28 protein-coding genes are annotated in these 26,373 nt (G+C 38.4%); 20 read left to right on the top strand and 8 right to left on the bottom strand.

Features of this window, described 5'->3' with window-relative positions; all coding sequences use genetic code 11:
- Positions 1–6 precede the first annotated feature (6 nt).
- Entirely contained in the window at positions 7–465 is a 459-nt protein-coding gene (locus AA650_RS12625; protein ID WP_053539287.1) for a hypothetical protein, read from the top strand.
- 134 nt (positions 466–599) lie between these two features.
- Positions 600–1,172 (top strand): HD domain-containing protein, encoded by a 573-nt coding sequence (locus tag AA650_RS12620; RefSeq protein WP_053539286.1) that lies wholly within the window; start codon positions 600–602, stop codon positions 1,170–1,172.
- Positions 1,173–1,321: 149 nt separating this feature from the next.
- On the opposite strand, the gene AA650_RS12615 is transcribed toward AA650_RS12620, so the two are convergent.
- Positions 1,322–2,338, bottom strand: coding sequence for a ribose-phosphate pyrophosphokinase (locus AA650_RS12615; protein WP_039204898.1), 1,017 nt, complete (start codon positions 2,336–2,338; stop codon positions 1,322–1,324).
- A gap of 625 nt (positions 2,339–2,963) precedes the next feature.
- Here AA650_RS12615 and AA650_RS12610 point away from each other — a divergent pair.
- From AA650_RS12610 to AA650_RS12600, 3 genes are all read left to right on the top strand, one after another.
- Positions 2,964–4,640: a serine/threonine-protein kinase gene (locus AA650_RS12610; RefSeq protein ID WP_053539285.1), complete on the top strand. Its 1,677-nt coding sequence runs from the start codon at positions 2,964–2,966 to the stop codon at positions 4,638–4,640.
- Between the two features lie 54 nt (positions 4,641–4,694).
- Positions 4,695–5,375, top strand: a complete 681-nt coding sequence (gene bioD, locus AA650_RS12605; RefSeq protein WP_053539284.1) for a dethiobiotin synthase — start codon at positions 4,695–4,697, stop codon at positions 5,373–5,375.
- Positions 5,376–5,445: 70 nt separating this feature from the next.
- Positions 5,446–6,666 carry a M20 metallopeptidase family protein gene (locus AA650_RS12600; RefSeq protein WP_053539283.1) on the top strand — a complete coding sequence of 407 codons (1,221 nt, stop codon included), beginning with the start codon at positions 5,446–5,448 and terminating at the stop codon, positions 6,664–6,666.
- A 273-nt stretch (positions 6,667–6,939) separates the two neighbouring features.
- Here the strand turns inward: AA650_RS12600 and gatA are convergent, their stop codons facing one another.
- Positions 6,940–8,400: an Asp-tRNA(Asn)/Glu-tRNA(Gln) amidotransferase subunit GatA gene (gene gatA / locus AA650_RS12595; RefSeq protein ID WP_053539282.1), complete on the bottom strand. Its 1,461-nt coding sequence runs from the start codon at positions 8,398–8,400 to the stop codon at positions 6,940–6,942.
- Between the two features lie 238 nt (positions 8,401–8,638).
- On the opposite strand from gatA, the gene AA650_RS12590 reads away from it, so the two are divergent.
- Positions 8,639–9,793 (top strand): HNH endonuclease, encoded by a 1,155-nt coding sequence (locus AA650_RS12590; RefSeq protein ID WP_053539281.1) that lies wholly within the window; start codon positions 8,639–8,641, stop codon positions 9,791–9,793.
- 175 nt (positions 9,794–9,968) lie between these two features.
- Complete coding sequence (locus AA650_RS12585) at positions 9,969–10,304, top strand: XisI protein (protein WP_039199856.1); 336 nt, start codon at positions 9,969–9,971, stop codon at positions 10,302–10,304.
- 25 nt (positions 10,305–10,329) lie between these two features.
- Here AA650_RS12585 and AA650_RS12580 read toward each other — a convergent pair whose 3' ends face one another.
- A complete protein-coding gene (locus AA650_RS12580; protein WP_053539280.1) occupies positions 10,330–10,629 on the bottom strand; it encodes a type II toxin-antitoxin system RelE/ParE family toxin in 300 nt (99 codons plus the stop codon).
- Positions 10,626–10,853, bottom strand: a complete 228-nt coding sequence (locus tag AA650_RS12575) for an addiction module protein (protein ID WP_053539279.1) — start codon at positions 10,851–10,853, stop codon at positions 10,626–10,628. Before AA650_RS12575 ends, AA650_RS12580 begins: the two co-directional genes overlap by 4 nt.
- 244 nt (positions 10,854–11,097) lie before the next feature.
- Between AA650_RS12575 and AA650_RS12570 the strand changes: the two genes are divergently transcribed.
- The 12 genes from AA650_RS12570 (at position 11,098) to rfbB (ending at position 20,798) form a co-directional block, all read left to right on the top strand.
- Positions 11,098–11,343: a type II toxin-antitoxin system HicB family antitoxin gene (locus tag AA650_RS12570; protein WP_015078469.1), complete on the top strand. Its 246-nt coding sequence runs from the start codon at positions 11,098–11,100 to the stop codon at positions 11,341–11,343.
- On the top strand, positions 11,340–11,552 hold the full coding sequence (locus AA650_RS12565) for a type II toxin-antitoxin system HicA family toxin (protein ID WP_053539278.1): 213 nt from the start codon (positions 11,340–11,342) through the stop codon (positions 11,550–11,552). The genes AA650_RS12570 and AA650_RS12565 overlap by 4 nt, the downstream gene beginning before the upstream one ends.
- A 285-nt stretch (positions 11,553–11,837) precedes the next feature.
- Positions 11,838–13,517, top strand: a complete 1,680-nt coding sequence (locus AA650_RS12560) for an AIPR family protein (protein ID WP_053539277.1) — start codon at positions 11,838–11,840, stop codon at positions 13,515–13,517.
- A 10-nt stretch (positions 13,518–13,527) separates the two neighbouring features.
- A complete protein-coding gene (locus tag AA650_RS27905; protein WP_168637066.1) occupies positions 13,528–13,692 on the top strand; it encodes a hypothetical protein in 165 nt (54 codons plus the stop codon).
- A gap of 35 nt (positions 13,693–13,727) precedes the next feature.
- Entirely contained in the window at positions 13,728–15,089 is a 1,362-nt protein-coding gene (locus AA650_RS12555) for a helix-hairpin-helix domain-containing protein (protein ID WP_053539276.1), read from the top strand.
- A gap of 171 nt (positions 15,090–15,260) precedes the next feature.
- Positions 15,261–15,878, top strand: a complete 618-nt coding sequence (locus AA650_RS12545; RefSeq protein WP_053539274.1) for a transposase — start codon at positions 15,261–15,263, stop codon at positions 15,876–15,878.
- Between the two features lie 107 nt (positions 15,879–15,985).
- Positions 15,986–16,540: a methylmalonic aciduria and homocystinuria type D protein gene (locus AA650_RS12540; RefSeq protein ID WP_027403832.1), complete on the top strand. Its 555-nt coding sequence runs from the start codon at positions 15,986–15,988 to the stop codon at positions 16,538–16,540.
- Between the two features lie 209 nt (positions 16,541–16,749).
- On the top strand, positions 16,750–17,073 hold the full coding sequence (locus AA650_RS12535) for a phasin family protein (RefSeq protein WP_027403831.1): 324 nt from the start codon (positions 16,750–16,752) through the stop codon (positions 17,071–17,073).
- Between the two features lie 78 nt (positions 17,074–17,151).
- A complete protein-coding gene (locus AA650_RS12530) occupies positions 17,152–17,670 on the top strand; it encodes an FKBP-type peptidyl-prolyl cis-trans isomerase (RefSeq protein ID WP_081424364.1) in 519 nt (172 codons plus the stop codon).
- Between the two features lie 110 nt (positions 17,671–17,780).
- Positions 17,781–18,419, top strand: a complete 639-nt coding sequence (locus tag AA650_RS12525; protein WP_053539272.1) for a DUF6391 domain-containing protein — start codon at positions 17,781–17,783, stop codon at positions 18,417–18,419.
- A 340-nt stretch (positions 18,420–18,759) separates the two neighbouring features.
- A complete protein-coding gene (locus tag AA650_RS12520) occupies positions 18,760–19,767 on the top strand; it encodes a glycosyltransferase (protein WP_053539271.1) in 1,008 nt (335 codons plus the stop codon).
- An 8-nt stretch (positions 19,768–19,775) separates the two neighbouring features.
- Entirely contained in the window at positions 19,776–20,798 is a 1,023-nt protein-coding gene (rfbB, locus tag AA650_RS12515; protein ID WP_053539270.1) for a dTDP-glucose 4,6-dehydratase, read from the top strand.
- Between the two features lie 21 nt (positions 20,799–20,819).
- On the opposite strand, the gene AA650_RS12510 is transcribed toward rfbB, so the two are convergent.
- From AA650_RS12510 to AA650_RS12500, 3 genes are all read right to left on the bottom strand, one after another.
- Positions 20,820–21,695, bottom strand: a complete 876-nt coding sequence (locus AA650_RS12510; RefSeq protein ID WP_053541278.1) for an indole-3-glycerol phosphate synthase TrpC — start codon at positions 21,693–21,695, stop codon at positions 20,820–20,822.
- A 142-nt stretch (positions 21,696–21,837) separates the two neighbouring features.
- On the bottom strand, positions 21,838–22,059 hold the full coding sequence (locus AA650_RS12505) for a HetP family heterocyst commitment protein (protein ID WP_027403825.1): 222 nt from the start codon (positions 22,057–22,059) through the stop codon (positions 21,838–21,840).
- Between the two features lie 277 nt (positions 22,060–22,336).
- Positions 22,337–23,356: a transposase gene (locus AA650_RS12500; protein ID WP_053537527.1), complete on the bottom strand. Its 1,020-nt coding sequence runs from the start codon at positions 23,354–23,356 to the stop codon at positions 22,337–22,339.
- Positions 23,357–24,720: 1,364 nt separating this feature from the next.
- On the opposite strand from AA650_RS12500, the gene AA650_RS12495 reads away from it, so the two are divergent.
- Positions 24,721–25,593, top strand: coding sequence for a response regulator transcription factor (locus AA650_RS12495; RefSeq protein WP_053539269.1), 873 nt, complete (start codon positions 24,721–24,723; stop codon positions 25,591–25,593).
- A gap of 437 nt (positions 25,594–26,030) precedes the next feature.
- Here AA650_RS12495 and AA650_RS12490 read toward each other — a convergent pair whose 3' ends face one another.
- A complete protein-coding gene (locus AA650_RS12490) occupies positions 26,031–26,354 on the bottom strand; it encodes a DUF3082 domain-containing protein (protein WP_039204766.1) in 324 nt (107 codons plus the stop codon).
- Between the last annotated feature and the right edge of the window lie 19 nt (positions 26,355–26,373).

Here is a 26,373-nt window from a genome sequence, read left to right as displayed (position 1 = left end):
AAATTTATGGATTTGACAAAACTAAAGTGGACTAAAAATATAAATCATCAGGGTGATGATAAATATTGGGCTTATCACGATATTGATTCGGACTTAAAAATTTTTCGGTTAAATTGGAAAACAGAACAAGAAAAGAATGCCCTTAAACCAGAGGAAAGTGAACTCATTCTTTTAAGACAGCGTGCCAAAGTGACCCATATTGTTAAACTTCTGAACAGGACTTTGTATAAAGAGCCTGATGGTGGAGAATTTGGTATCTCTCGTCTAGTTCAAATAGTTTGGATAGCAGATTTTTCGAGTGTACCTCCAGAACAAGACATGGTGTTTGATTATCAGGTTCATCTTCAAGGGGGTAAAGTGATGAAATTAGAAACGCCTACATTCAACCAACATTGGGGAAGACGAGGAGGATTAGTAGGATTTCAAAATCATGTTCTAAAAACCCTTAAATTAGAATGCACGTAGTAATCTGTGAATATGCCAGTTGTGTAAGTCTTGTTAGTAATACTACCACTAACGCCGAAATACCTGTTTAACTAAATAATACCCTGATCCCCGACTTCTCGAAGAAGTCGGGGATCTATAACCTCTAACTAAAAATGCTATCAGAAAGATTTACCCAAGCGCTTACCTACGCCCACGAACTCCACGCTACGCAAAAACGCAAAGCTGGGGATATTCCCTATATTACCCATTTACTAGGAGTAGCCAGCATAGCCTTAGAATATGGTGCTAATGAAGATGAAGCCATAGCGGCTCTACTACATGATGCCATAGAAGACCAAGGCGGAGCAGCCACCAGAGCAGAAATTCGTCGCCGATTTGGGGATAAAGTCACCGCCATAGTTGATGGTTGTACAGACACAGACACCACACCTAAACCCCCTTGGAAACCCCGGAAACAAGCCTATATTGCCCATATTTCCACCGCTTCCCCAGAAGTATTGCTAGTTTCTGCCGCTGACAAACTCCATAACGTCCGTTCAATTCTCAAAGATTATCGGATGATTGGTGATGCAGTTTGGGAACGTTTTCAAGGTGGCAAAGCAGGCACACTTTGGTATTATCGTTCCCTCGCAGATGCTTTCCAGAAACATCAAATTACGCCCTTAGTAGAAGAATTAGAAAGAGTAGTTTCCGAATTAGAAATATTAGCTGCATACAAAAAATGAAGAACGAAAACTTTCATCCTTCATTATTTACAGCATATTGCAGGTTACAGGAAGTACAAAGTTATCATGCTTTTACTCCTTCTTTCTTCTTTCTTCCTCCTGACTCCTGACTCCTTTTTTCTTCCTTTGGGATGATAGTTATTGGTTGATTAACGGAATAAACTACTGAGTGAGCTATCCTCATGAATCCGCCAAATTGCTTCTCCCAGTAGATTAGCGACAGAAAGCGTCACCAATTGCGGAAACTGATTAGCCTCTGGGATGGGAATAGTATTAGTGACTATAACTTCCTCAAAGACCCCACTAGACAATCGCTCAATTGCCGGTGGGGAAAATACAGCATGAGTAGCACAGGCATATACCTGACTTGCACCTTCTTGACGTAGTAACTTAGCCCCTGCCGCAATCGTACCGCCAGTATCAATCATGTCATCCACCAATATGGCAGTTTTGCCTCTCACATCACCAATCACATTTAAAACCTCGGCGACATTATGAGCCTGACGACGTTTATCAATAATTGCCAATGGTGCATCATTCAATTTTTTCGCAAATGCCCTAGCCCGTGCTACCCCACCCACATCAGGAGAAACAACCACAATATCCTGTAATCCTTTGCTAATGAGATAATCTAGGATAACTGGTGAACCATAGACATGATCAAAGGGGATATCGAAATAGCCTTGAATTTGGGCTGCGTGCAAATCCATCGCTAGAACGCGGTTAGCACCTGCTTCAGTAATCAAATTAGCAACTAACTTCGCAGTAATTGACTCTCTGCCGGCTGTTTTTCTGTCAGCGCGAGCATAACCATAGTAAGGAATTACTGCTGTAATCTGGCGTGCAGATGCTCGACGACAGGCATCAATCATAATGAGTAATTCCATCAAATGATCATTGACGGGTTGACAACTGGGCTGGATTAAATAGACATCACAACCCCGAATTGATTCTTGGATTTGAACATAAAGTTCTCCGTCCGCAAATCTTTTGCGAATCATTGGCCCCAAGTCCATACCTAGATAACGAGCAACTTCTTGCGACAGTGCTATATTGGCAGAACCGGAAAAAAGCCGCAGACGATTATTGTCAGGTAGTCCCGTTGCTATTGACTGAATTGGTAAAGTGGCAGAACTTAGCACAGCAGATCCTCGAAGTGCATTCATAGAAATATCATCAGAGATTGAGCAAATTTCGCCGAAATTGAGTAAACAAATAATATTGATCTTCCAGTTAGCTCTGGGGTGTTACAACACCTATGATTAAATAGCACCAAACGTGCAAACAATTATTTTATGATACTTATTACCAATTAATAACCCAGTTAACTGAAGATTAAATATTAATTTTAATAAATCCCCAGACCTGGAAAAATTTGCCGTGAACTAAACCGCTTGATTTATAAGAAGATAGGCTCAAAACCCCGGAATTGATCCCTAAAAATCCCCAAAATTTTTAGGTATCAATGTCTTGTAAGTCGGGGATGAAAGCTGTAAGAGGGGATTTATCCCCCAGTGATAAGTTGATTATATTTGATGTTATCATCTTCTCAATAGACAGGAAAGGTAATCAACCTGTATAAAAACGCTACCATATTGAACACATCCTGACTTAAGGCAGAACGTAAGAATAGAATAATGCAAGACTTATTTCCAGTATACACTTCCTTGCAGGCGGGGTGACTGAGGAAAATTACGGAAGCTACAATTGAGACATATTGTGTCACGTTGTGGATGGATGATGCTTTTACTAAGTTCTAGCTCAGTTGCTATTATATTCAATTAATAGATCATGCAATCACCGATTACAGTTGGTACTATCCTACAAAATCGTTACCACATAATTCACATTATTGGACAGGGGGGATTTGGTAGAACCTATCTAGCAGAAGACCAAAGACGCTTTAATGAACTTTGTGTTCTGAAAGAATTAATTGCCCCAATCACAGAAACATCCCATGGGCAAAAAGCACAGGAGTTATTTGAACGAGAAGCTGCAACATTGTATCAAATTGAACATTCGCAAATCCCCAAATTTCGAGAAAAATTTGCCCAAAACGAAAAGTTATTTTTGGTACAGGATTTTGTGGCTGGTAAGACTTACCGCAATTTGCTCAAAGAACGTCAAGACCTGGGAAAAACCTTTAATGAGGCCGATGTACTGCATTTATTAAGAACTTTATTACCTGTTCTTAGTTATATTCATGGAAAGGGAATTATTCATCGAGATATATCTCCAGAAAATATAATTTTACGGGAAAATGATTTTCTGCCTGTGTTAATTGATTTTGGAGTGGTTAAGGAGTTAGCCACAAAATTACAATCATCAAGTGCTACATCAGTAACAACTGTAGGTAAGTTAGGTTATGCGCCTAGCGAACAAATGCAGACGGGCAGGGCATATCCTAGTAGTGATTTGTATGCGTTAGCTGTGACTTCTATAGTTTTATTGACTGGGAAAGAACCCGCAGATTTATTTGATGAGCAGCAACTAACCTGGAATTGGCAAAAATGGGCAACGGTGAAACCAGAATTTGCTCAGGTTTTACAGCGAATGTTGAGTTATCTACCGGGGGAACGCTATCAAAGTGCGGCTGATGTGACTCAGGCACTGCTGAACATAGGCTATAGTAGTCAACCTCCAGCTAATTTATCTTCTTTACAAACTATTGCTATTGGTCACCGTCCTGAACCTATATCGAAAGCATCTGAAAAGCCGCAACCTTCAGTAGATTCTGGGCAAAGTAGCTCTATTTTGGATAATGGTTGGGCGTTGGGGGGTATTGGCTGTATTGTGATTATTTTAGCAGGTTTTGGTTCTTGGACTCTGGTAACTTCACTGAAAGGTAAGCCGCGTCCATTGGGAGAAACGACTACAACTCCACAATCTTTTCCTTCTCCAGTTATTCCTAGTGGGATGACATTAACACCAACTCCAACACCGATTAATAGCGAACCTGTGATTAATCGCCAACGGCTGAAATTAGACAGGTCTAATATGGCGAGAGTTGAGGGAACACTGCGGGAAAATGAATTAGTTCAATATAGTTTGCAAGGTAAGAGTGGGGAAAAGTTAGTTGTATCTGTAAATGAGAACAGTGGTGTTATTCTGACGATTTTAACTGCTGATGGTGAAGTCGTGAATACTCAAGATCAACAATCTACATCTTATGAGGGAATATTAGCGAATGATGGCAAATATATTATTCAATTAGGTTTGTCCGGGGGTGTGGCAGAGGTTAATTATAGTTTGAATGTGGCTTTAGAAACGCCAACACCAACGCCAACGGAAACACCAACCCCGACGGAAACACCAACGCCAACGGAAACACCAACGCCAACGGAAACACCAACCCCGACGGAAACACCAACGCCGACGGAAACGCCAACTCCAACGGAAACGCCAACGCCGACGGAAACACCAACGCCAACGGAAACACCAACGCCAGGTTTTAATGGGACTAATTAGGGCTAAATTAGGAAAGGAAGCAAATTAAGTTGTCATTTTTAACGGAAAACGTTGTTGAATACTTTATTGATTACGGGAACTGATACGGATGCTGGTAAAACTGTGGTGACGGCAGCTTTAGCGGCTTATTGGCAAAAATATTATCCTCAGCGCAGTTTGGGAATGATGAAGCCAATTCAATCGGGGGTGGGTGATAGGGAACTGTACCAAAGTCTGTTTAATTTGGAACAGTCGGCGGAGGAAATTACACCTTTGTATTTTCAAGCGCCTTTAGCACCTCCAATTGCGGCTGCGAAGGAAAATCGTCAAGTTGATTTGGCGATCGCTTGGCGAACTTTGTTATCTTTACAAAAACAGCGTGATTTTGTGTTGGTGGAATCTTTGGGGGGTTTAGGTTCACCAGTTACCAATGAGTTGACTGTGGCTGATTTGGCGGGTGAATGGCGATTGAAAACTATTTTGGTTGTGCCGGTAAGATTGGGGGCGATCGCTAGTGCTGTGGCTAATGTAGCATTAGCTAGGCAAACTAAAATCAATCTGCGGGGGATTATTCTCAATTGTACCCAACCTCGCACCGAGTCAGAAATTGCTGATTTAACGCCACCAGATTTAATTCGATCATTAACAAATATTCCCGTTTTAGGTTGTGTTCCCTACCTAGAAAATCCTAGAGATTTGGAAAAACTTGCCGAAGTGGCTGCGGCTTTGGACTGGGAAATATATTGTAGGGAATAGAGAACAGGGAATAGGGAACAGGGAACAGGGAAGAAATATAAATCTAATCACTAATTTTTAATTGATAAATATGGTTTCTACATTTCCTCTGGCTTCAACAGTAAATCTCAAAAATGTCCGGTTAGAAATTCGGGCTTTACAACCACAATTAGTGGAGTGGAGAAGACAGATCCACCAAAAACCAGAATTAGGTTTTCAGGAAAAAATTACCGCCGAATTTATTGCCCAAAAATTGCAAAATTGGGGAATTGTCCATCAAGCCGGAATTGCTCAAACGGGAATTGTCGCTATTATTAAAGGTGAAAAACCTGGGAATGGCAAAGTGTTAGCAATTCGGGCGGATATGGACGCTTTACCTATTCAAGAACAGAATCAAGTTCCCTATTGTTCTCAACATGATGGAGTCATGCACGCTTGTGGACATGATGGACATACAGCGATCGCTCTCGGTACAGCCTATTACCTCAATCAACACCGAAAAGACTTTAGCGGTACTGTCAAAATTATCTTCCAACCCGCAGAGGAAGGTCCCGGTGGAGCAAAACCGATGATTGCAGCAGGTGTACTTAAAAACCCTGATGTTGATGCCATTATCGGTTTACACTTATGGAATAATCTGCCATTGGGAACTGTAGGAGTCCGGGCTGGGGCATTAATGGCTGCTGTCGAATTGTTCCGTTGCACCATTTTCGGTAAAGGTGGACATGGGGCAATTCCTCATCAAACAGTGGATTCTGTGGTGGTAGCAGCGCAAATAGTCAATGCTTTACAAACAATAGTTTCCCGTAATGTGAACCCCATTGATTCGGCTGTAGTGACAGTGGGAGAACTCCACGCCGGCACAGCAGTTAATGTGATTGCTGATACCGCGAGAATGGGGGGAACAGTGAGATATTTTAATCCTGATTTGGCAGGTTTTTTTAAAGAACGCATTCAACAAATTATTGCGGGAATTTGCCAAAGTTACGGTGCAAGTTATGACTTAGATTATATTCATCTTTATCCACCAGTTATCAATGATACGGGAATTGCTGAATTAGTGCGTTCAGTCGCAGAAGCAGTCATAGAAACCCCCATTGGTATCGTTCCCGAATGTCAAACAATGGGTGGAGAAGATATGTCATTTTTTCTGCAAGAAGTTCCCGGTTGTTACTTTTTTCTTGGTTCTGCAAATCCAGAGAAAAAATTAGATTACCCTCATCATCATCCCCAATTTGATTTTGATGAAACAGCTTTACCAATGGGTGTGGAAATGTTTGTCCGCTGTCTGGAAAAGTTCTTTGTTGAATAGTTTATTATGAAGTACAAGAACCCCACCCCCAACCCCCTCCCCGCAAGCGATGAGGGGGCTACAATGCACTATAATTGTAAAACCTCTGTAGTAGGGGTTTACGGCGTAAACCCCCGCGAGTGAGAAACTAAGAGGGTGGTCCCTCATGGTGTATCAAATATTTTTAGATCCCCCTAAATCCCCCTTAAAAAGGGGGACTTTGAGGAATTTAGCCCCCCTTTGTAAGGGGGGTTGGGGGGATCTCGATTAATTCTGATACTTTTCAACCATCCTCTAAGCAATTTTGGGTTTTTGTAAATGCCAATTAGTTGATTGTTCATAGGCATAAGCTACTTGGAAAAGTTGCTCTTCTCCTAACACTTTACCAACTATTTGTAGTCCAATTGGTAGACCTTTACTATCAAAACCGCAAGGTAAACTGATTCCTGGTAAACCAGCTAAATTAGCAGGAATAGTCATTAAATCATTTAAATACATACTCAAAGGATCGGTAGTTTTTTCTCCGGCTCGAAATGCGGTAGTTGGTGCAGTTGGAGAAATTAACACATCTACTGATTGAAAAGCTTTTTCAAAATCTTTTTTAATGAGAGTGCGGACTTTTTGGGCTTTCAAATAGTAAGCATCATAATAACCAGCGGAAAGGGCATAAGTACCAATCATAATCCGGCGTTTGACTTCCGCCCCAAATCCCTGAGAACGAGTTCGGGTATACATTGATAAAAGATTGTCTGCATCAGGGGAACGCAAACCATATTTAACGCCATCGTAACGCGCCAAGTTAGCTGATGCTTCTGAAGGGGCGATAATGTAGTAAGTTGGTAAACCATAGCGGAAACTGGGACAGGAAATCGGATGAATTTCCGCACCTAGTTCTTGAAGTTGTTCAATGGCTTTGGTGACAGCGGCTTGTACTTCTGAATCCAACCCTTCACCAAAGGTTTCTGTAATGACACCAATTCTAAGTTTTTTCCGAAGTTTGAGATCCGGTTTTAAACTAGCTGCATAGTCAGGAACTTTGATTTTGAGACTGGTAGAGTCTTGCGGATCATAGCCAGCGATCGCACTCAATAATATAGCCGCATCTTCCACACTCCGTCCAAATGGTCCAATTTGATCTAGAGACGAAGCATAAGCCACTAAACCATAGCGGGAAACTAACCCATAAGTCGGTTTCATGCCCACAACACCGCAGAAGGAAGCCGGTTGCCGAATTGAACCCCCCGTATCCGAACCCAGGGAAACCACACATTCATCGGCTGCTACGGCTGCTGCTGAACCACCGGAAGAACCACCAGGAACACGGGATAAATCCCAAGGATTAGCGGTAACTTGGTAAGCGGAGTTTTCTGTGGAACTCCCCATTGCAAACTCATCTAAGTTGGTTTTACCTACCATCACACCCCCAGCGTCAGCTAGTTTTTGGGTGACGGTGGATTCGTAAGGGGGGATAAAATTTTCCAAAATCCGGGAAGCGCAGGTGGTGACTATCCCCTTGGTACACAAATTGTCTTTAATCCCGATGGGAATCCCCGCTAAGATGCCAATTTCTTCTCCAGCAGCGACTTTTGCATCTACAGCTTGAGCTTGTTTTAAGGCTTGTTCTGTCGTGACTGTGAGGAAACTGTGCAGTTTGGGTTCTAACTCTTGAATCCGATTTAATGCTTCTTGGGTAATTTCAACGGCAGAACGTTCTTTACTAATTATCTGTTCGTGCAACTCGCGGATGGATGCCATAATTGTTCTCTTTAAGGAATCAAGTCATTGATTTTAGCATTTACAGGTGTGGGGATTGGGGAATTTGCGTTTGAACTCCTGAATTCTGTGGGGGTTCATGTTGTTTATTGGGGAAAGACTTTGTACAATAATCTGTGATAGTGTGCCATTAATATGAGAATTAAACCGCAGTTGCGGGTAAAACACATAAAGTTATTCAGTACATAGCTAGGTTTATTAATTTATTGGAGGTCAAACGATGCGTCCATGCATTTACTGTAGAAAACCATTCCCCGATAATCAATTCACATTAGAACATGTTATTCCTCAGTTCCTCGGTGGTGCACAGGCACCCGATGAGCTAAAAACAAGAGACGTATGCTCTACATGTAATAACAATCTTGGATTGTTTGTAGATGCAGCATTTGAAAAAGATTTTCTTGTTTACAATGAACTGAAAGAATCTGCATATAAATTTTTTGACCCAGAAAAACCAGTCGCACTACCTCTCATCTGTATGGGTATCTCAGATTTAAAGCCTCCCAATATGCAAGAAGATGAGATATGTGAATCTTGGCTAGGACCTCTGGGAGAACAGATCTATTGGATTAGGCCAAAAGATGAACGCATGTATTGGTATTCTGGCGGGAATCCAAGAACAGTAAAAAAAGTACAATCTAGAGCATATTTTATGTTCTCTGAAAGGTCACAAAAAAATGTATTAATATCTTGGTTAGCTTTCAAAGATGCTTTTATAGATCGTCGAGTTAAAAAAATTATGTGTACTAGAGTTGAAGGTGCTGATCTCAAGACTATTGGTTTCTCTGATCCTGATGAAATAGACAATTTACGGATTCAATATATAACTAATAAGTGCCGAGAAGGTAAAGAGCGTAATAACAATATATCAATGTATATATATCATGATAGACGGTTTATGGCTAAACTCGCGTTAGGCATTTCTCATGTTCTATTTGGTTCTAAGATAGGAAATTCGGGTTATGGGGAGGAGCTACATAAAGCACTTTGGTTCAAAGAGGGAAATGCAGAACCCAATGTTCGATACCTGGGAGCATTCTCCAACTCAAATAACTTACTCAAAGAGCATTCTGGAATTGCTGGCGGAGTTACAATAACAATTCTTCCTATCTATGAAGAAGTTATTATAAATCTCAATCTGAACAAAAAAATGAACTGGATGGTCGTTTGTACAAAACTCAAATACTTGACCAAAGAACAAATTGAAAAACTTGGGGATGGTATCTGCATTGTTCTTTTTAAATCATTAAACAAAGGATTGAGATTAACTCTTCCCGAATTGATAAATCATAATTTAGGTAATTTACAAAATTCTGACTTAGCTGCAATTGAACAAATATATAATGCACATATGGATTACTTTAAAGACCTTTAAAACCACCGAAAAGCCAACAAGTATATGTAAGTGCGATCGCCAATCTCGTAGGTTGGGTTAAGGAACGCAACCCAACATCAATATTGCTGTTATTGATATTTATTTGTTGGGTTTCATTTTATTCAACCCAACCTACAGTGCTTGTTTTTAATTCTGATACTGAGAGGATTACCCAATGGATACCTTAGATAATTATCGCCGGATTATTAAAGAAGTGTTAATACCTTATACACAAATTCCTTATTCCTATGGAGTGATTGAATGTAAAACAGTTTTTGATAGTGAAAATGATAGTTATTTACTAATAACTCTTGGTTGGCATGATCATAAAAGAATTCATGGTTGTCTGGTGCATCTTGATATTATTGATGGTAAAATCTGGGTGCAAAGAGATGATACAGAAGATGGTGTTACTTATGAATTAGAAGCTGCGGGAATTCCTAAAGATAAAATTGTTTTAGGTTTTCACCCGCAAAATGTTAGGCAACATACGGGATATGCTGTGATTTGAGTTGCTTTGGCAAGAAAGAGAAGTTTTATTCAATTCTATCTAACCACTGTTTTGGATTGCGTTTTGCATGGAAGCAAGCAAATACAAAAACAGTATCTTGGTCAAAAACGTAGAGAATTATGTAAGGAAATCGGCGAATTAATACTCTTCTTACCTGTTTGTAGGTAACTTGGTAAGCAAGAGGTTGTCTTCCAATTCCAGACAAACAAGCATCAACAGCACGAACAAATTCTGAACCTAAACCTGGATTTTGAGATTCGTACCACTCAAAAGCATTTTGGATATCGTATTCTGCTTCTGGCTGAATAATTAGGTTATAGTTCATTGGGAGAATCCTAACCGTTTTTTAACTTCTTCCCAACTAGAACCATTTGTAGGGTTTTTTTTGTAATTTTCTAACCGTCGATCTAATTCTTGTTGTTGTGCTGGACTCAAGGGTAATTCCTCTTGCTGTTCTAAGATGCTGTCCCATAAATCTTCAGCAAGTTGGATACGTTCTGCAATGCTGAGTTCAGAAATGTCAAATTTTAAGAGAGGATGGAGACTCATGATTGGAAAGTTAGGGTTGAGCTTTTATCTATTTTATAACATTGGTACATTTGAATGGTGTTGGAAGATGTATTATATTAGTTTCAGCACTTAGTAAACAGAGTAGAGTCTATCTCATGGTGTTTTCATCCTTGGTCTGATACTGATTATAGCAGGTATATATTCTATGTTCACAGGTAAATCTGTTAATGGTTTTTTAGCTAAACATCTAAAATAGAATAGACTCAACTATACAATCACAATTATGTTCTACAAAATTCCATTATTGCTTACACCTCAACCAGAAGGAGGGTTCACCGTAACTTCTCCACTTTTACCAGAATTGATAACTGAGGGGGACTCTATGGATGAGGTTTTAGCCAATGTTAGAGATGCCTTTGAAGCAGTTCTGGAAACATATCAAGATTTAGGTAAAGAACTTCCCCTTAACCTACAATCTGTAGACCAAAACTCACCAGCTTTAATAGAAACAATTATCTCCATCAGATGAACTATAGAGAAGTTGCTAAGAAATTATCTAAACTTGGATGTGAAGAAATCCCCAGACGTGGTGGAGGTTCACATAGAAAGTGGTTTAATCCAATTACTCAGAAAGCAACTGTAATTCCTGATTGGAGTGGCCGCGATCTAAAATTAGGAACGTTACGCGCAGCCATAAAACAACTAGGAATTGAGTGGGCTGACTTTGAAGAAGTATAACAAATTAGGCGTTGCTGAATTGGGGTATGAAAGTCGAAAGTTCCATCTCTCAAACTCTTACTCTCTGCGCCTCTGCGTCTCTGCGTGAAATAAAATCATACCCTTAATCAGCAACGCCACAAATTATAGCGACAAATTCTTCCATTGCTGTGGCACTTCAAGAATATTTGCAACTACACAAACCGGATCAAATTACTCAACAATAGATGCTGTATATGCCGATGAAGATAGTAGTATTGATCAATTATTTGTAAGTCTACAAAGTCACTCTCTCAAATACAAATCATGAATATTAATGCCTCTATTATTGATCAACGTTTAGGCTCAGTAACTAATGTCATTCGACAACGGGCTGCTGAAGAATTAAATATTAATGATGCTGGCAAACTTAAATCTTTGGCATTTGTATATTTTTGTGTGCAAACAATTCTAGATTTAGAAGACTCTAATACCTTTGATTGTTTAACAGAAGGTGGTAGAGATTTTGGTGTGGATGCCATGCACATTTCTGAAGAATATGATGGTGAGTTTACAGTTAGTTTATTTCAGGTAAAGTATGTAAATAATCTAGAAGGTAAGACTAATTTTCCTGAAAATGGCATCACGGCTCTCATTAATGCGATTCGATTTTTGTTTGATCCCACTGCAAAATTAGAGCATATTAATCAACGCTTACTTGCCAAAGTAGAAGAAGCCCGCAGTTTAATTCGGGATGGATATATTCCCCAGGTGCGGGCATTAGGTTGTAATAATGGCATAAAATGGAATGACTCTTCTCAAGAAGCAATTGATCGATCTGGATTCGGTGATCAGGTGACATGGGAACACATTAATCATGAACATCTGATCAAAATTCTGCAAGCTTCTAAACCAGTTAAAGATACTTTACAACTAAGTGGCAAAGCTGTAGTTGAAGATATGAATTTCAGTCGGGTACTTGTGGGCAGAATTTCTATAACTGAAATTGCGGCTTTGATTGAGCGACACGGAGAACGCTTGTTAGAACGTAATATCCGCCGTTATTTAGGGCTGCAAGGCAACCGGGTCAACGAGGGTATTCGGGATACTTTAAATAGCGATGAAAAAAACAATTTCTATTTTTATAATAATGGCATCACTTTAACTTGCGACAGTTTTTCCTATAACGCGCTGCAAAATGGTGATTATCAGGTACGAGTTGAGAACCTGCAAATTATTAATGGTGGTCAAACTTGTATGACCATTTTTAAAACTCTTCAAGACCCAAATTTCTGCCAACAAAATACTCAAGCTTATGTTTTAGTTCGGCTTTATCAATTACCTACTGATAATGATGATTTAGTCCAAAAAATTACTTATGCTACTAATAGTCAGAACCCTGTGGATTTGCGTGACCTTCGAGCTAATGATAATCTACAGCGGCGGCTGGAAATGGATATCCAACAGTTGGGATTTAATTATCGCCGTAAACGCTCTGATACAGGCACTAGATCCACAGATATTACTTCGGGTGTAGCGGCTGAGGCGATACTGGCGGTTTGGCGACAAAAGCCTCATCAAGCTAAGTTTTTCACTCGTGAGCATTTTGGTAAACTGTATAATGTAATTTTTACTGAGCAGCTTAATGGCGCACAAGTCGTCATAGCTGTACAGTTGTATAGAATTGCCGAAACCCTACGTAAACGTCCGTATCCCCATGATCCTGCTTGTGTCCGTTATGCTTCGTGCTTTATTGCTATGCAAATGGGGAAAAGACTTCTCAAAAAAATGAATCTACAAATGAAGGAAATTAACCACCGTAATTTTAAGGATGCAAATCAGTTGATTAATCAAAATTGGGATAATTATTTCAATGATTCAGTCGGAGATGTTCAAGAGGCACTTCAAGCACTTTACGGAAACCAGGAAATTTCTTTACAACAACTTTCTGCCACTTTCCGACGTGGTGATTTAATAGAGAAACTTCAGCAGATGGAAATTCATTAAATCTATTCTTATGAATGACAAACTCCAGACCGAAAAAGATAAGCTCCAGACAAGCACTAATATAGTGATAAATCAAGAAACAGAGAAGGAAGAGGTTCTCTGTCCCCATTGTCTACGCACTGCTACAAATGGTATTAAATGTAAAGGTATCTGTGTGGCTGATAATGGCTATTAAGATGTAAATAAACAAATTTGGCAAAGCTAAGTGATATGGTTAAAATAATTTCTCGTACTTATGTCGGTCAAGTCAATGTTTATGATATTGGTGTGGAAAATGACCATAATTTCGTCATTAAAAATGGTTTTATTGCTGCCAATTGTTTTAATAAATCTCACTCTACAGCTTACGCTTATGTAACTTATCAAACGTCATATTTAAAAGCAAATTATCCATTGGAATATATGGCGGCGTTGTTAACCGCTAATAGTGGGGATACAGACAAGGTGCGGAAGTATCTTGATAATTGCTCTAATATGGGGATTGTGATTGATGCACCGGATGTGAATCGCTCTGGTTTAGATTTTACGCCGGTGGATGGGAAGATTTTATTTGGATTTTCGGCGGTGCGAAATGTGGGACAAAATGCGATCGCCTCAATTTTAGAAGCTAGGGAAGAATCAGGAGAATTAGTCCCATTTAAATCTTTGGCGGATTTTTGCGATCGCGTGGATTTACGTGCCATGAATCGCCGCACTTTAGAATCACTCATTAACTGCGGTGCTTTTGACAAAATTCAAGCTAATCGCAACCAATTAATTCATGATTTAGAATTAGTTTATGAGTGGGCGCAATCCCGCGCTAGAGACAAAGCTAGTGGACAGGGTAATATATTTGATTTATTAGGAGGGGGATTGGCAGGGAATAATCATCAACCCCAGAAAAATGCCTATGAATCTGCACCAAAAGCTCCCCCTGTCAATGATTTACCACCTCAAGAAAAACTCCGAATGGAAAAAGAATTATTAGGATTTTATCTCTCAGATCATCCTCTTAAATCTATCAGACAATCATCTTCAGTCCTTGCACCTATTAACTTAGCACAATTGGCAGAACAAAAAGATGATTCTATTCTTTGTGCGGTAGTAATGTTGAATAATGTCAAAAAGGTTGTCACCAAAAAAGGTGATTCTATGGCAATTCTGCAAGTTGAAGATTTATCTGCTGCCTCGGAAGCGGTGGTTTTTCCTAAAACCTATGAACGCATTAGTTCTTTACTCGAAGTTGATGCCAGATTGATTATTTGGGGTAAGATAGATCGCCGCGACGATCAAGTTCAATTTATTCTGGAAGATGCGGAAACTGTCGAAACTGTAAAAATGATTTTAGTGGAACTGAGTCCACAACAAGCAGGAACAATTGAAGAACAACATCGTTTGAATACAATTCTCAAAGCACAAGCAGGGGATAAAGATAAATCCAGAATACCTGTCATTGGTGTTGTTCAGGCTGGAGATCACCGAGAAATTGTCCGCTTTGGAAGACAGTTTTGGGTACAAGATTCGGGAACAGCAGTCCAAGCATTACAAAATGGCAGATTCCCGGCTCATATTAAACAACTAACCAGCGGCTAAACCATAATACCCGTAGGGGCGCAGGGCCTGCGCCCTCTTCTCATATTGCGCCCTCTTTCCATATTGCGCTCTTCCATATTGCGCCATTCTCATATATGATGTATATAATCTTAAATTAAGAGGGCTTACACCGTAAGCCCCTACGAGATTAACAATTATTGATTTGGTTATATGAAGTTCGATCCCGAAAAACATCACCGGCGTTCAATTCGGCTTCCTAATTACAATTATGGTCAAGCTGGTGCTTATTTTGTCACAATATGTACTTATAAAAAACAATGTTGGTTTGGTGATATTAAACGGGGGGAAATGCAACTAAATCTAATTGGTCAAATAGTCGTTCAAGAATGGTTAAAATCATCAGCAATTCGCCAAGAGATTGAATTAGATGAATGGGTTTTAATGCCTAATCATTTACATGGAATTGTTTGGATTCAGGATCAAGATCAGGGAAGGTGCGATCGCATTGAGGAATTAAACCATGAGGATTTACGCAATAAGGAGTTAAACCAAGAGGGCTTACGCCGTAAGCCCCTACGGTCTGGTTCGCTCGGTTCTTTTATTAATGGGTTTAAATCCTCTGTGACTCGGCGCGTTAATTTAATTCGTTATCATTCTGATCTGCCTTTTTGGCAACGTAATTATTATGAATCTATAATTAGGGACGAAACACATTTAAGTAATATTAAAGAATATATTGGGAATAATCCTCAAAACTGGGAGGATGATGCAGAAAATCCCCACAATAGTTCAGAATGGCAGAAAATGCTGATAGATGTGCAGTTTTAACAAAAAACATATTTCAAGTATTTGCAAAATTTGATGATTTATTTGCAGATTTAAGAGTTATTATTTTTAACAAAGATAAAATAAAAACTTTCATAAACCAAATTAATGTGGTGTATTATCCCCAAGTTTGTATTTCTGACCCTAGCTGTCCGATTCATTTAGTTGGCAAAACAGGACAAGCTGTAGAGATTTCTATTCATACTCCCAGTCCATATATCTGTGCCAACTGCGAACAGATATTACCCGATTGGAAACAACAACAGTTTTTGTGGGTGGTGGTTGTCTTGCAGCAATCACAATATCCGTTAGAAGAAATGACTATAGAAACAGAACAAGAAAAAGAGAAACTGCGAGAAAAATTTATGCGTTTTGGTTGCGATGTGGCATTTAATTTGCGCGATCGCGGATATTTAACAGACCTCATAGATCCCCGCACAGGTTATCCATTACTATCTCATTCTGGCCTAGTTCCCCATGATGACACAGCAGTAGCCCAAGCCTTACTTAAATATCCCGCCATTCAAAATAAATGCCATGTCCTTGTCCATCCCCAATGGGGAACCGCCGTTTATCCCAGTGTCATGCTTTCAGAAGCACCTCCAGAAATAATTGAGTCAGTCACTAAAGCGATCGCACCAATGCACGGATGGATACAGGTGTAAAGAGGCAGAGGGGTTGGGGGAGTTGGGGGAGTAGGGGAGTAGGGGAGTAGGGGGAGTAGGGGGAGTAGGGGAGTAGGGGGCAGGGAGAATATTTATTGCCTATTGCCTATTGCCTATTGCCTATTGCCTTCTTCCTGACAACTGACAAAATAAATGTGTAGGCTAGAATTACTAAGCTTTTAGTTAGCAACAAGTCAGAGGAAGGCAGTATGGATAGTAACAATTGGTTGCAACAGCTAATGATGTTGGGTATTGGCACAACTTCTTTAGTTGCAGACAAACTCAAAGAAGTGAGTGATGAACTGGTAAAAGACGGTAAACTCAATCCTGAGCAAGCAAAGGCAGTCATGGATGATCTTGTACATCAGTTACAGTCAGAACAAGGCAACTGGGACGAGCAAATGCAGCGACAAATGCGAAACATGATGCAGGATTTGGGAGTCGCCCGTCAGTCAGAAGTAGACGAATTACGGGGGAGAATAGACCGTTTAGAGCGTCAAGTCCGGGATTTAGAAAATAAGCTATGGCGCTAAAAGATCATTTCTGATTTAAACTAATTTGTGTTCTGTCAGTAATCTGATCATCGGTAATTAAAAGAGAGAGGGTTGATTTTGAAAGGAATTTTCCTCAGCGTGGTGTTAATGCTGGTATGTGTTGGCGTTTTAGTATTTACCCAAATTAGCGGTCAAAAAGATGCGGCGATCGGTAATTCATCCCCAGCACAACCAACCACCACTGTCACGCAAGAAAACAATACGCCAATAAAGAGCAATACTATGTCTGAAGCAAATGCTGTTACTACCGCCTCTGGATTAAAATATATTGAACTACAAGAGGGAACGGGCGCAACTCCCCAAACTGGACAAACCGTTGAGGTTCACTACGTCGGTACATTAGAAAATGGGACTAAATTTGATAGTTCGCGCGATCGCGGTAAACCCTTTAGCTTTAAAATTGGCACAGGACAAGTAATTAAAGGTTGGGACGAAGGACTCAGCACCATGAAAGTAGGTGGCCGTCGTCAACTAATTATCCCCTCAGAACTAGGTTATGGTGCGCGTGGTGCTGGTGGCGTTATTCCCCCCAACTCTACTTTGATTTTTGACGTAGAACTAATCAGCGTTAAATAGTAATTGGGAATTGGGAATTGGGGTGAGGTTATTGGGAAAATCAGAAATTTTCAGTTATTGCAATCGTCAAAAAATATCACCAAGGAAAATTAATTCTCAAAAGAAAAAAGATGAATACTTCTTATTCGGGCGAATCGTATTCCTTTAACTTTGACTTTCTTGCACCTCACCCCAAACAAGATGCTGATTTACTGCAACAGTTATCTTTTATCCCTGGGTTGAAAGAAATTCTCATGCTCCGTCAAGTCCACGCCCTGGAACACGCCACCGTCTGGTTACTAGGGGAAAATAAATATTCCTCTTTATCATCAGGAACAACCACCAATATACAATTAGATGATGAATTATTAGGTGGTTTGTCTACCGAACAGGGATTTTTTCTCTATGGTGATGTGAATATTCATGATTTGCGCCGTGCAGTAACATTAGCTAAACATCGTCTGACCACTGGAGAATGGGATTTAGCTGTACATCCCCGCTGTGGCACAAATGTATCTGTAGCCATGTTATTAACAGCAGGACTAGCAGTAACAATTCCTTGTTTACTACCATTTCGACCAATTGAACAACTAATCGGTTTTGGTTTAGCCGCCACAGCCGCAGCGGAAATTGCACCAGATTTAGGAATGCTCACCCAGCGTTATCTTACCACCTCTATCCCCTTTAATTTAGCTATTGAAAATATTACCATCACCCGTGATTTTTGGGGTAAAGAAAGTCATTTTATCAAAGTATATTGGGAAAATTAGGAATCCGTAGGGGCGCAGGGCCTGCGCCCTAATTTATTCACCACCTGCGCCCTAATTTATTCACCACCTGCGCCCTAATTTATTCACCACCTGCGCCCTGATTCATTAACCACCTGCGCCCTGATTCATTAACCACCTGCGCCCTGATTTATTCACAACCTGCGCCCTGATTTATTCACCACCTGCGCCCTGATTCATTAACCACCTGCGCCCTGATTTATTCACCACCTGCGCCCTAATTTATTCACCACCTGCGCCCTGATTCATTAACCACCTGCGCCCTGATTTATTCACAACCAACACCATTATTTATAAACTTCAAAATTAGATATTTAGGATGATGAGAAAACTTTACTTTTTAGTACCAGGAACAAATGGTAAATTTGCTTGTGGTGGTCTTTGGGCAGAATTGAAAACAGTTGCTTTAGCTCAACAGATTTGTGATGCTGAAGTAGTTACCTATCGGCAGCGAGAATCAGATAAATTATTTTTAGATGATTTATTAAAAGAAAAGAACTTAGATTTAGATAACATAATTTTTGTAATTAGCTGGGGATTCAATGTTGGTAAATTAGCGGCTAAATTGCAAAAATATCATGTAATTTATCACGCTCATAGTGCAGGTTATAAAATTAATTTACCAGCTAGTATTCCCATAATTACAGTGAGTAGAAATACTTTGGGTTATTGGGGACAACAAGCCCCAAACTCTCTAATTTATTATTTACCCAATCAAATTAGTGATGAATTTACTAATTTACATCAACATCGAGATATTGATGTTTTAGTGCAAACCCGGAAATCTTCAGAATATTTAATTAAAACCTTAATTCCGGCTTTAGAAAAAAAATGTAAAGTATTGGTTATTGATAGTTATGTAGAAAATTTACCAGCTTTATTTAATCGTGCTAAAGTTTATCTTTATGATTCGGCAGAATATTGGAAATTACAAGGAGTTAGCGAAGGATTTGGCTTACAACCAATGGAAGCATTAGCTTGTGGTTGTCAAGTCTTTTCTAGTGTCAATGGGGGATTATCGGATTATTTAGATCCGGGATTTAATTCTTATAAAATCGCTGGTTATGCTTTAGAATATGACGTTGCCAAAATTTTGCAGGTTTTAGAATCTTCAGTAGCATTGACTTTATCAGAAACTGTGTTAGCAGAATACAGAACTGAGCATATTATTCACCGTTTAGAAGTAATTTTAGCAGACATAAATAACTTCTGCGATCATAAACATAACTATTCAACTAAAATTCCCAATTTTACAAAAATCCGGTTAGCGCAATTGTTTACACAGAAAATCTTTGCTAAAATCAAGAAGAAATATTTACAGGGTAATTAGGGAATCTCATGAATAGACGATTACTGGTGACTGGAGGTGCTGGGTTTATTGGCGCGAACTTCGTCCATCATTGGTGTCAGGCTTATCCAAATGATAGAATCGTGGTACTGGATGCTCTTACCTACGCTGGAAATCGCCATAATTTAGCCTCTGTTGAAGCCAAAGAGAATTTCCGATTTGTGCAAGGAGACATAAGCGATCGCTCTTTAGTTGATCAACTACTTTTAGCAGAAAATATAGATACTATAGCCCATTTTGCCGCCGAATCTCATGTTGATCGTTCCATCACCGGACCTGCTGCATTTGTCCAAACTAACGTAGTGGGAACTTTTACTTTATTAGAAGCTTTCCGTCAATATTGGCAAGCAAAAAACCAACCTAGTAATTACCTATTTCTTCACGTTTCTACCGATGAAGTTTATGGTAGTCTCACCTCAGATGAACCGGCATTCTCAGAAACTACAGCCTATAGTCCCAATAGTCCTTATTCCGCTTCCAAAGCTGGAAGTGATCATCTAGTTCGGGCTTATTATCATACTTATAAATTACCGACAATTATCACTAATTGCTCTAATAATTATGGTGCTTTTCAATTTCCAGAAAAGCTAATTCCTTTGATGTGTATTAACATTCTAACTGGTAAAGAATTACCTGTTTATGGTGATGGTAAAAATGTCCGCGATTGGTTGTACGTAGTTGATCACTGTCGGGCGTTAGATGTGGTAATCCATCAAGGAAAACCCGGAGAAAATTACAACATTGGTGGCAATAACGAAGTTGAAAATATCAGTCTGGTACAAAATTTATGTGCAATCATGAACGAATTAGCCCCAGATTTACCAGTATATCCAGCGGAAAAATTAATTACTTTTGTGAAGGATAGACCTGGACATGATCGAAGATATGCTATTAATGCCAATAAGCTAAAAACAGAATTTGGCTGGACTCCATCTGTAACAATTACAGAAGGTTTACGTTTAACCGTAGAATGGTATCTCAGCCATAGTGATTGGTGGAAACCCTTACTATGATTAATCCGTAATTATCAATTATTACCTAATCTTTAATTCCTCTGAATAATGAATGGGGAATTTCGATTGCAGGAAATTTCTGACAGCTAGTTCCAAATCATTTTCTTTGAGCAAAGATTCTCCGATGATCACTGTTTGTACACCACATTCAGCCACAAACGATAAATCATCGGGGGTTTCTATACCTGATTCACTAAGGACTAAAATTCCCAGTTTTTGAAGTTGCGATCGCCTAGCTGCCAATAATTCCTGAGTGGTGTTAATATTAATGCTAAAATCACCTAAACTCTGGTTATTAATGGAAACTATCCTCACATCTTCTAACGCCAGAACTCTATCCAAATCATTTAAGTTATGAACTTGGATGACAGCATTCATACCTAAGTAATGAATCACTCGTAAAAAGTTTTGTAATTGCTTATCTGTAAGAATAGCAGCAATTAATGATATTGCATCTGCACCAGCCGAACGGGCTAAATAAATTTGGCAAGGATCAATGATAAAATCTTTGCAAAGTAGAGGTATTCCTACCCGATATCTGATAGCACGGAGATGATCAAAACCACCATGAAAAAACTTTTGATCGGTAAAAACAGATACACAAGATGCTCCTCCTCGTTTATAGGCTTGAGCAATAGTAACTGGATCAAAATCTGGTCTAATTACACTATGATAAAGTGATGCTTTTTTCACTTCTGCAATTAAACTAGGTTTATAAATACTCAATTGCAAAGCCGTAAAAAAGTCCCGCACAGTAGGAGCAGCACTTAATTGACGTTGCAAGGAAGCCCAGGACATATCTTGTTGCATTTGTGCAACTTCTAGTTTTTTCTGCCACACAATTTCTTGAATAATTGTTTGCATTTGATGATTATAAATTGTGGTTGGGTAGCTCATGAATTCTGCATAATAATCATATTTTTTTTGATAAATCTTCACCTTACCTTTTTATTTTCCAGAAAGAATTTTCACAAATTCAGATTTAAAAACGCAACTACTTTAATTTTCCATCAAATCCTTCAGCTTTTATCATAGGAAGTTAATTTTGCTGAGAATTACCAAGTAAGCAGTTAGTTTTAAGTAATCTGATATAAGTACGATAGGGTATATAGTCCATAGGATTATAACCAGCAAATTGTAAAACTAGAACACAAGCCCAAGAATATTTACCCGCAATTATTGCTTTGATTATTTGCTCTATTTGTTCAGTCTTAATTTTTTTGTTAACAGACGAATGATAATCGCTAAAATTTTGACTCATAATATGCACTCCTGTTGAAAATCATAATCATCTAATGGTTTTGAGATTTTTTCATGCCTCTTTTTTAAGACTACCCAAAGTTACTCTTTCAATACATGAATTATTCTTTGATTAACTTGATAATTTTTTCGCTCTTATTTTTTAGCCCTAATTAGACTGTCAGAATAAGTACTTATTAGATTTTTAAGTGTAAATTTATTAGCCGTGATTCAGAAATGTTGAATAGCGTAATAAAACTTTACATATTGAAATAAACTTAGCCTATAAGTGCTATTTTTCATCTTATCCAAATAAGTTTTCTAAACCAATGAACATAACTTATTTCCTGACACATATAGGACTGAAGATAACGGAGTTTATCTAATAAAGTTTTGCCAAATTCTTGCGGTATTTCTATTAGTTGCAATATCAAATAAGCGATTAAACAGCACATTATCTGAATTCTAATTCCATTCTCATTCTTTGTCATAAGTCTGTCTAACTTGAGGTGCATTTTTAAGAATTTCCATAACAATTCAATTTGCCATCTTTGTATGTAAATTTCCATAATCTCTTGATTACTAACTTGCTCTTCTCCTTCATTTAATAAGTTTGTTGCTAAACGAAATTCACTCTTAGTTTCTATATCACAAAATGCTACTACTCTAATTTCCACTTCTCTTTCATCTTTGCCAACTTTACAATTACCATTTTCTAGCATTTCTAAAGTGACATTATTTTTAATTCTTAAGACAAAAGCTTTATTTTTTTGTTGTTTTAATTCAGATATTCTTTCGGAGGATGCAAATCCTCTATCCATTATCCCTACTCCTTTTGACGGAATTGCTTCTACTGTTTCTTGTCCATATTTATGGTCATGTCCTTGCCCAAAATGAATCACCATTCCACCAACTTCTGATGTCAAACTATCTAACCCACAAAATAGTTTTACTTGATGATATCCTTGACTCCATAATAATTTACTTGTTAATGTAATAATTGTTGAATCTATAGGAAATAATGCTTGGGTTTCTTCCTTTCCTTTTTTCTTTCTCAGTTGATTGTTTAATTCAGTTATTATCTCCAAAAATACTTGAGTATCTCTCTTTTTACTTGCCTTGGAAAAATTTGATATTTTTAAATCTATCCCTTGATTATTTAGTCTTTGAAATAAATCTCTCATACTCACTATACTTTTATCCATGACATACTGTAACCACACTGATACAAATGAAAATGTGTCCAGAACTGGATAATCTTTTTTGGGCAATGGTTTCAATATTGTTTTGACCACTTCTGGGAAATTCTTTAAGCGCATAATTTGATAATTCTTTATCTAGATTTTTTTAGATTGTATCAAATTATGGTACTTTTTTTTAATCTTTTCCTAACATTCAACACTTCTGGCCGTGATTATATACTATTTTCTTGTTTTTTTAGGTTAATTTTTTCGTATAATCAAGTTAAAAATTGTTTCGTTCAGTTTAATACTTGGTAAGTGATTAAGTAGGTGAACACAATAAAACCAAACTGTGTAAAGAAACGTAAAACCGCCCAAACCCTCTTCACTCTTGCCTCTTGCCTCTTGCCTTTTGCCTTGCCATAACGACAATTTTCAACGCCAACCTACTTATTAGTAAAATCATTACTCCTTTTATGTTGCTTCTTAACTTTTATCTATTCCAGATTTTCTAATTTTGCCGTTCAGTGATTCTTGCTGATAGTTATATATAAATTTAATCAATCATTTATCTACCCTGGGGAGGATGCTAAATGATTAGCAGCTAATTTGAGGCAGAAAGATATTCCTGGCGACAGATGACCTTGTATCTTCTTTCATAGTTGAATGCAAAAGAGACTAAATTTGGGAAAATCAGGTAAATAACTCACAATTTACCTATTTATCAAATCTCACCATCCCAAAGTTTATACAGATATTAATTGACAATATGGCAATTGTATGATATTCAATACTGTTCGGTTAAGAGTTTTTGTAGCGACTGTCTTGATTGTCAAGCGACAGCGTAACCCAAAAAAAGCTTATAAATGTTGGGTTTCGTTTCTCTGTTTTTCTCCTCTATTTTCTGACTTTATTCCTAGACTTTAAATTTTTCCTTAACGAGCGCTTGACAATCAAGACAGTCGCTACGTAATTCTATTTTTTGAGCTTAACCGACAAGTATTGGTATGGAATTAGGTTCATTTTTCCGGGTGACTCAAGTGAAAAGTAATAAAAACAACCATTAGTTTTTTCATGCAACCAAGTTGAACGTATTTACTTTTTATTGATAAAATCAGATTTATTCAAGCTTAAACATAAATCTGCTAAAGATCAATTACTAATACTAATTGAAACAATAGCAATTATCAAGATTTTATTAACTCTTTACAAAAGAAGGGAACAGGGAACAGGGAACTCTTAACTGGGAGCAAATAAGAAACTTTAGTTCTGAGTTTAAAGCTCAGTCAAAAAAAGGATGTTTTTAAAAGATGCGTAGCACGAAAAAAACAGTGTCATTATTTCAATCTCATGTTTTTAAACATGAGTTTTTCCTGTTCCCTGTTCCCTCTGAATCGAATTTTATGTTTCCTTTTGCCCTATTTATATCCAAAATTTTTCCGCAAATTGTTACAGAGTTTAGTAACGGCTAAAAATAACAAAATCTAGTGATTGGAATAGTTATGTACGAAACAAAAAGAATTATCGTCATTGATAATGATATTGTCAACCGCAATTTTGTTTTAGATTGTCTTCATTCTCAAGGCTATAATGCCATAGGTTTAGAAAATGGTATAACTGGACTGCAATTAATCAAGAAATATTTACCTGATTTGGTAATTTGTGACCTAGTAATGCCAGACATAGATGGTTATACCTTATTAAATCACCTCCGGGAAGATCCATTAACAGCAATTACTCCTTTTATTTTTTTGACTGCTATTAATACAAAGGCATCTTTACGAAAAGCAATGGAATTGGGAGCAGATGATTATTTAACTAAACCTGTAACAACGGATGAGTTATTGCGAGCCGTTGATATTAGATTACAAAAACAGGCTCTTTTTAGATATTGGTATGCAACAAACCCCAATCAACTAACATCAACAGAATTACCTAATACATCAGCAAATTCTCCGTCAATTTTTCCAGATATTCCCCATTTAAAAATAATTTTCGATTATATAGAAGCTAACTATCAAGAAGGAATTACTTCATCTGATGTTGCCGAAGCTGTAGGTTATTCTTCTGCATATTTAACTAACCAAGTTGGTAAACAAACAGGAAAGCCAATAAATGTTTGGATTGTGAAACGGCGCATGGTAGCAGCCTTATCTTTATTGGAAAATACTAATCACACAATTGAGGAAATTGCTGCTGAAATAGGTTATCAAAATGCTCCTCATTTCTCTCGACAGTTTCGCCAACATTATGGGTTATCTCCCGGAAATTGGCGAAAAAAACACCAGTTAAATTCAGATTCGACAAAGACTAAGTTGCAATTTAGGCAAAATCGCTCACGATTACTCAACCCTGTACCTGCGGGAAGGAGTTAAGTCAGGAGGTAGAGGCGCAGTCCCTGCGCCTAATTAGGGTTTGCTGATAGCGCAGCGTGGCGTTAGAGGTTGTTTGAAAACTTTTTCGTGTGGGATCTGACACCCGCAGATCCCCCTAAATCCCCCTTGGAAAGGGGGACTTTGAGGAATTTAGCCCCCCTTTGTAAGGGGGGTTGGGGGATCTCAATTAATTCTGATACTTTTCAAACATCCTCTAAGCCATACTTCTAGTAGTTCGTCAAATTTATTTTGACGGGTAATGAGCGGAAAAAACTTCTGTTCTTCCCTCCCCTGCCCCCGGTGCCTCTCTTCTCCCCCTGCTTGCCTTCACCCGTCATTTTCGGGTTGGCAGACTACTAGCCCTGACAGACAACTTTTTCAGCAAACCCTAATTAAAAGTCAGAAAAAATGACCCCCCTATTTCCTATTAGATAAAACTAACTACTTTTGGGATTGCTTAATTGTTGGATAAAAAGTTGTATTGATAAGGCGAATAAACCTAATGCAACTAACCCAAATATTCCCGCTCCCAAGGCTACTATACCTACAACTAGGGTACGCACGGCAGAAGCAATGTTGATCACAGTTTGGTTATCAGAATGGGTGGGTTTATTGGCAAAAGTAGTGGCGATCGCTATCATTAAAGAATAAGTAGCAAATGCAAATCCTCCCGATATCACAGACCCAGTTATACAGCGTAAAGGAGTTGCTTGGACTTGATTAGAACTATCTACTGATGGCGTTTCTTGCGGTTGATTCATAGTAAAATAATAAATTAGG

The organism is Anabaena sp. WA102 (genome assembly GCF_001277295.1).
Lineage (GTDB): Bacteria > Cyanobacteriota > Cyanobacteriia > Cyanobacteriales > Nostocaceae > Dolichospermum > Dolichospermum heterosporum.
Note: the sequence above shows the minus strand (reverse complement) of the source record. Positions and strands in the feature narration are given on the sequence as shown.

Bases quoted from the DNA above. Each gene is read 5' to 3' on its own strand.
- AA650_RS12545 (WP_053539274.1), top strand. From the start codon at position 15,261: ATGAAGTTCGATCCCGAAAAACATCACCGGCGTTCAATTCGGCTTCCT.
- AA650_RS12590 (WP_053539281.1), top strand. From the start codon at position 8,639: ATGCGTCCATGCATTTACTGTAGAAAACCATTCCCCGATAATCAATTC.
- AA650_RS12575 (WP_053539279.1), bottom strand. From the start codon at position 10,853: ATGAGTCTCCATCCTCTCTTAAAATTTGACATTTCTGAACTCAGCATT.
- AA650_RS12585 (WP_039199856.1), top strand. From the start codon at position 9,969: ATGGATACCTTAGATAATTATCGCCGGATTATTAAAGAAGTGTTAATA.
- AA650_RS12510 (WP_053541278.1), bottom strand. From the start codon at position 21,695: ATGAGCTACCCAACCACAATTTATAATCATCAAATGCAAACAATTATT.
- AA650_RS12490 (WP_039204766.1), bottom strand. From the start codon at position 26,354: ATGAATCAACCGCAAGAAACGCCATCAGTAGATAGTTCTAATCAAGTC.
- AA650_RS27905 (WP_168637066.1), top strand. From the start codon at position 13,528: ATGAATGACAAACTCCAGACCGAAAAAGATAAGCTCCAGACAAGCACT.
- AA650_RS12560 (WP_053539277.1), top strand. From the start codon at position 11,838: ATGAATATTAATGCCTCTATTATTGATCAACGTTTAGGCTCAGTAACT.
- AA650_RS12580 (WP_053539280.1), bottom strand. From the start codon at position 10,629: ATGAACTATAACCTAATTATTCAGCCAGAAGCAGAATACGATATCCAA.
- rfbB (WP_053539270.1), top strand. From the start codon at position 19,776: ATGAATAGACGATTACTGGTGACTGGAGGTGCTGGGTTTATTGGCGCG.
- AA650_RS12505 (WP_027403825.1), bottom strand. From the start codon at position 22,059: ATGAGTCAAAATTTTAGCGATTATCATTCGTCTGTTAACAAAAAAATT.
- AA650_RS12570 (WP_015078469.1), top strand. From the start codon at position 11,098: ATGTTCTACAAAATTCCATTATTGCTTACACCTCAACCAGAAGGAGGG.
- gatA (WP_053539282.1), bottom strand. From the start codon at position 8,400: ATGGCATCCATCCGCGAGTTGCACGAACAGATAATTAGTAAAGAACGT.
- AA650_RS12615 (WP_039204898.1), bottom strand. From the start codon at position 2,338: ATGAATGCACTTCGAGGATCTGCTGTGCTAAGTTCTGCCACTTTACCA.
- AA650_RS12555 (WP_053539276.1), top strand. From the start codon at position 13,728: ATGGTTAAAATAATTTCTCGTACTTATGTCGGTCAAGTCAATGTTTAT.
- AA650_RS12600 (WP_053539283.1), top strand. From the start codon at position 5,446: ATGGTTTCTACATTTCCTCTGGCTTCAACAGTAAATCTCAAAAATGTC.
- AA650_RS12610 (WP_053539285.1), top strand. From the start codon at position 2,964: ATGCAATCACCGATTACAGTTGGTACTATCCTACAAAATCGTTACCAC.
- AA650_RS12520 (WP_053539271.1), top strand. From the start codon at position 18,760: ATGAGAAAACTTTACTTTTTAGTACCAGGAACAAATGGTAAATTTGCT.
- AA650_RS12500 (WP_053537527.1), bottom strand. From the start codon at position 23,356: ATGCGCTTAAAGAATTTCCCAGAAGTGGTCAAAACAATATTGAAACCA.
- AA650_RS12620 (WP_053539286.1), top strand. From the start codon at position 600: ATGCTATCAGAAAGATTTACCCAAGCGCTTACCTACGCCCACGAACTC.
- AA650_RS12535 (WP_027403831.1), top strand. From the start codon at position 16,750: ATGGATAGTAACAATTGGTTGCAACAGCTAATGATGTTGGGTATTGGC.
- AA650_RS12565 (WP_053539278.1), top strand. From the start codon at position 11,340: ATGAACTATAGAGAAGTTGCTAAGAAATTATCTAAACTTGGATGTGAA.
- AA650_RS12625 (WP_053539287.1), top strand. From the start codon at position 7: ATGGATTTGACAAAACTAAAGTGGACTAAAAATATAAATCATCAGGGT.
- AA650_RS12525 (WP_053539272.1), top strand. From the start codon at position 17,781: ATGAATACTTCTTATTCGGGCGAATCGTATTCCTTTAACTTTGACTTT.
- AA650_RS12495 (WP_053539269.1), top strand. From the start codon at position 24,721: ATGTACGAAACAAAAAGAATTATCGTCATTGATAATGATATTGTCAAC.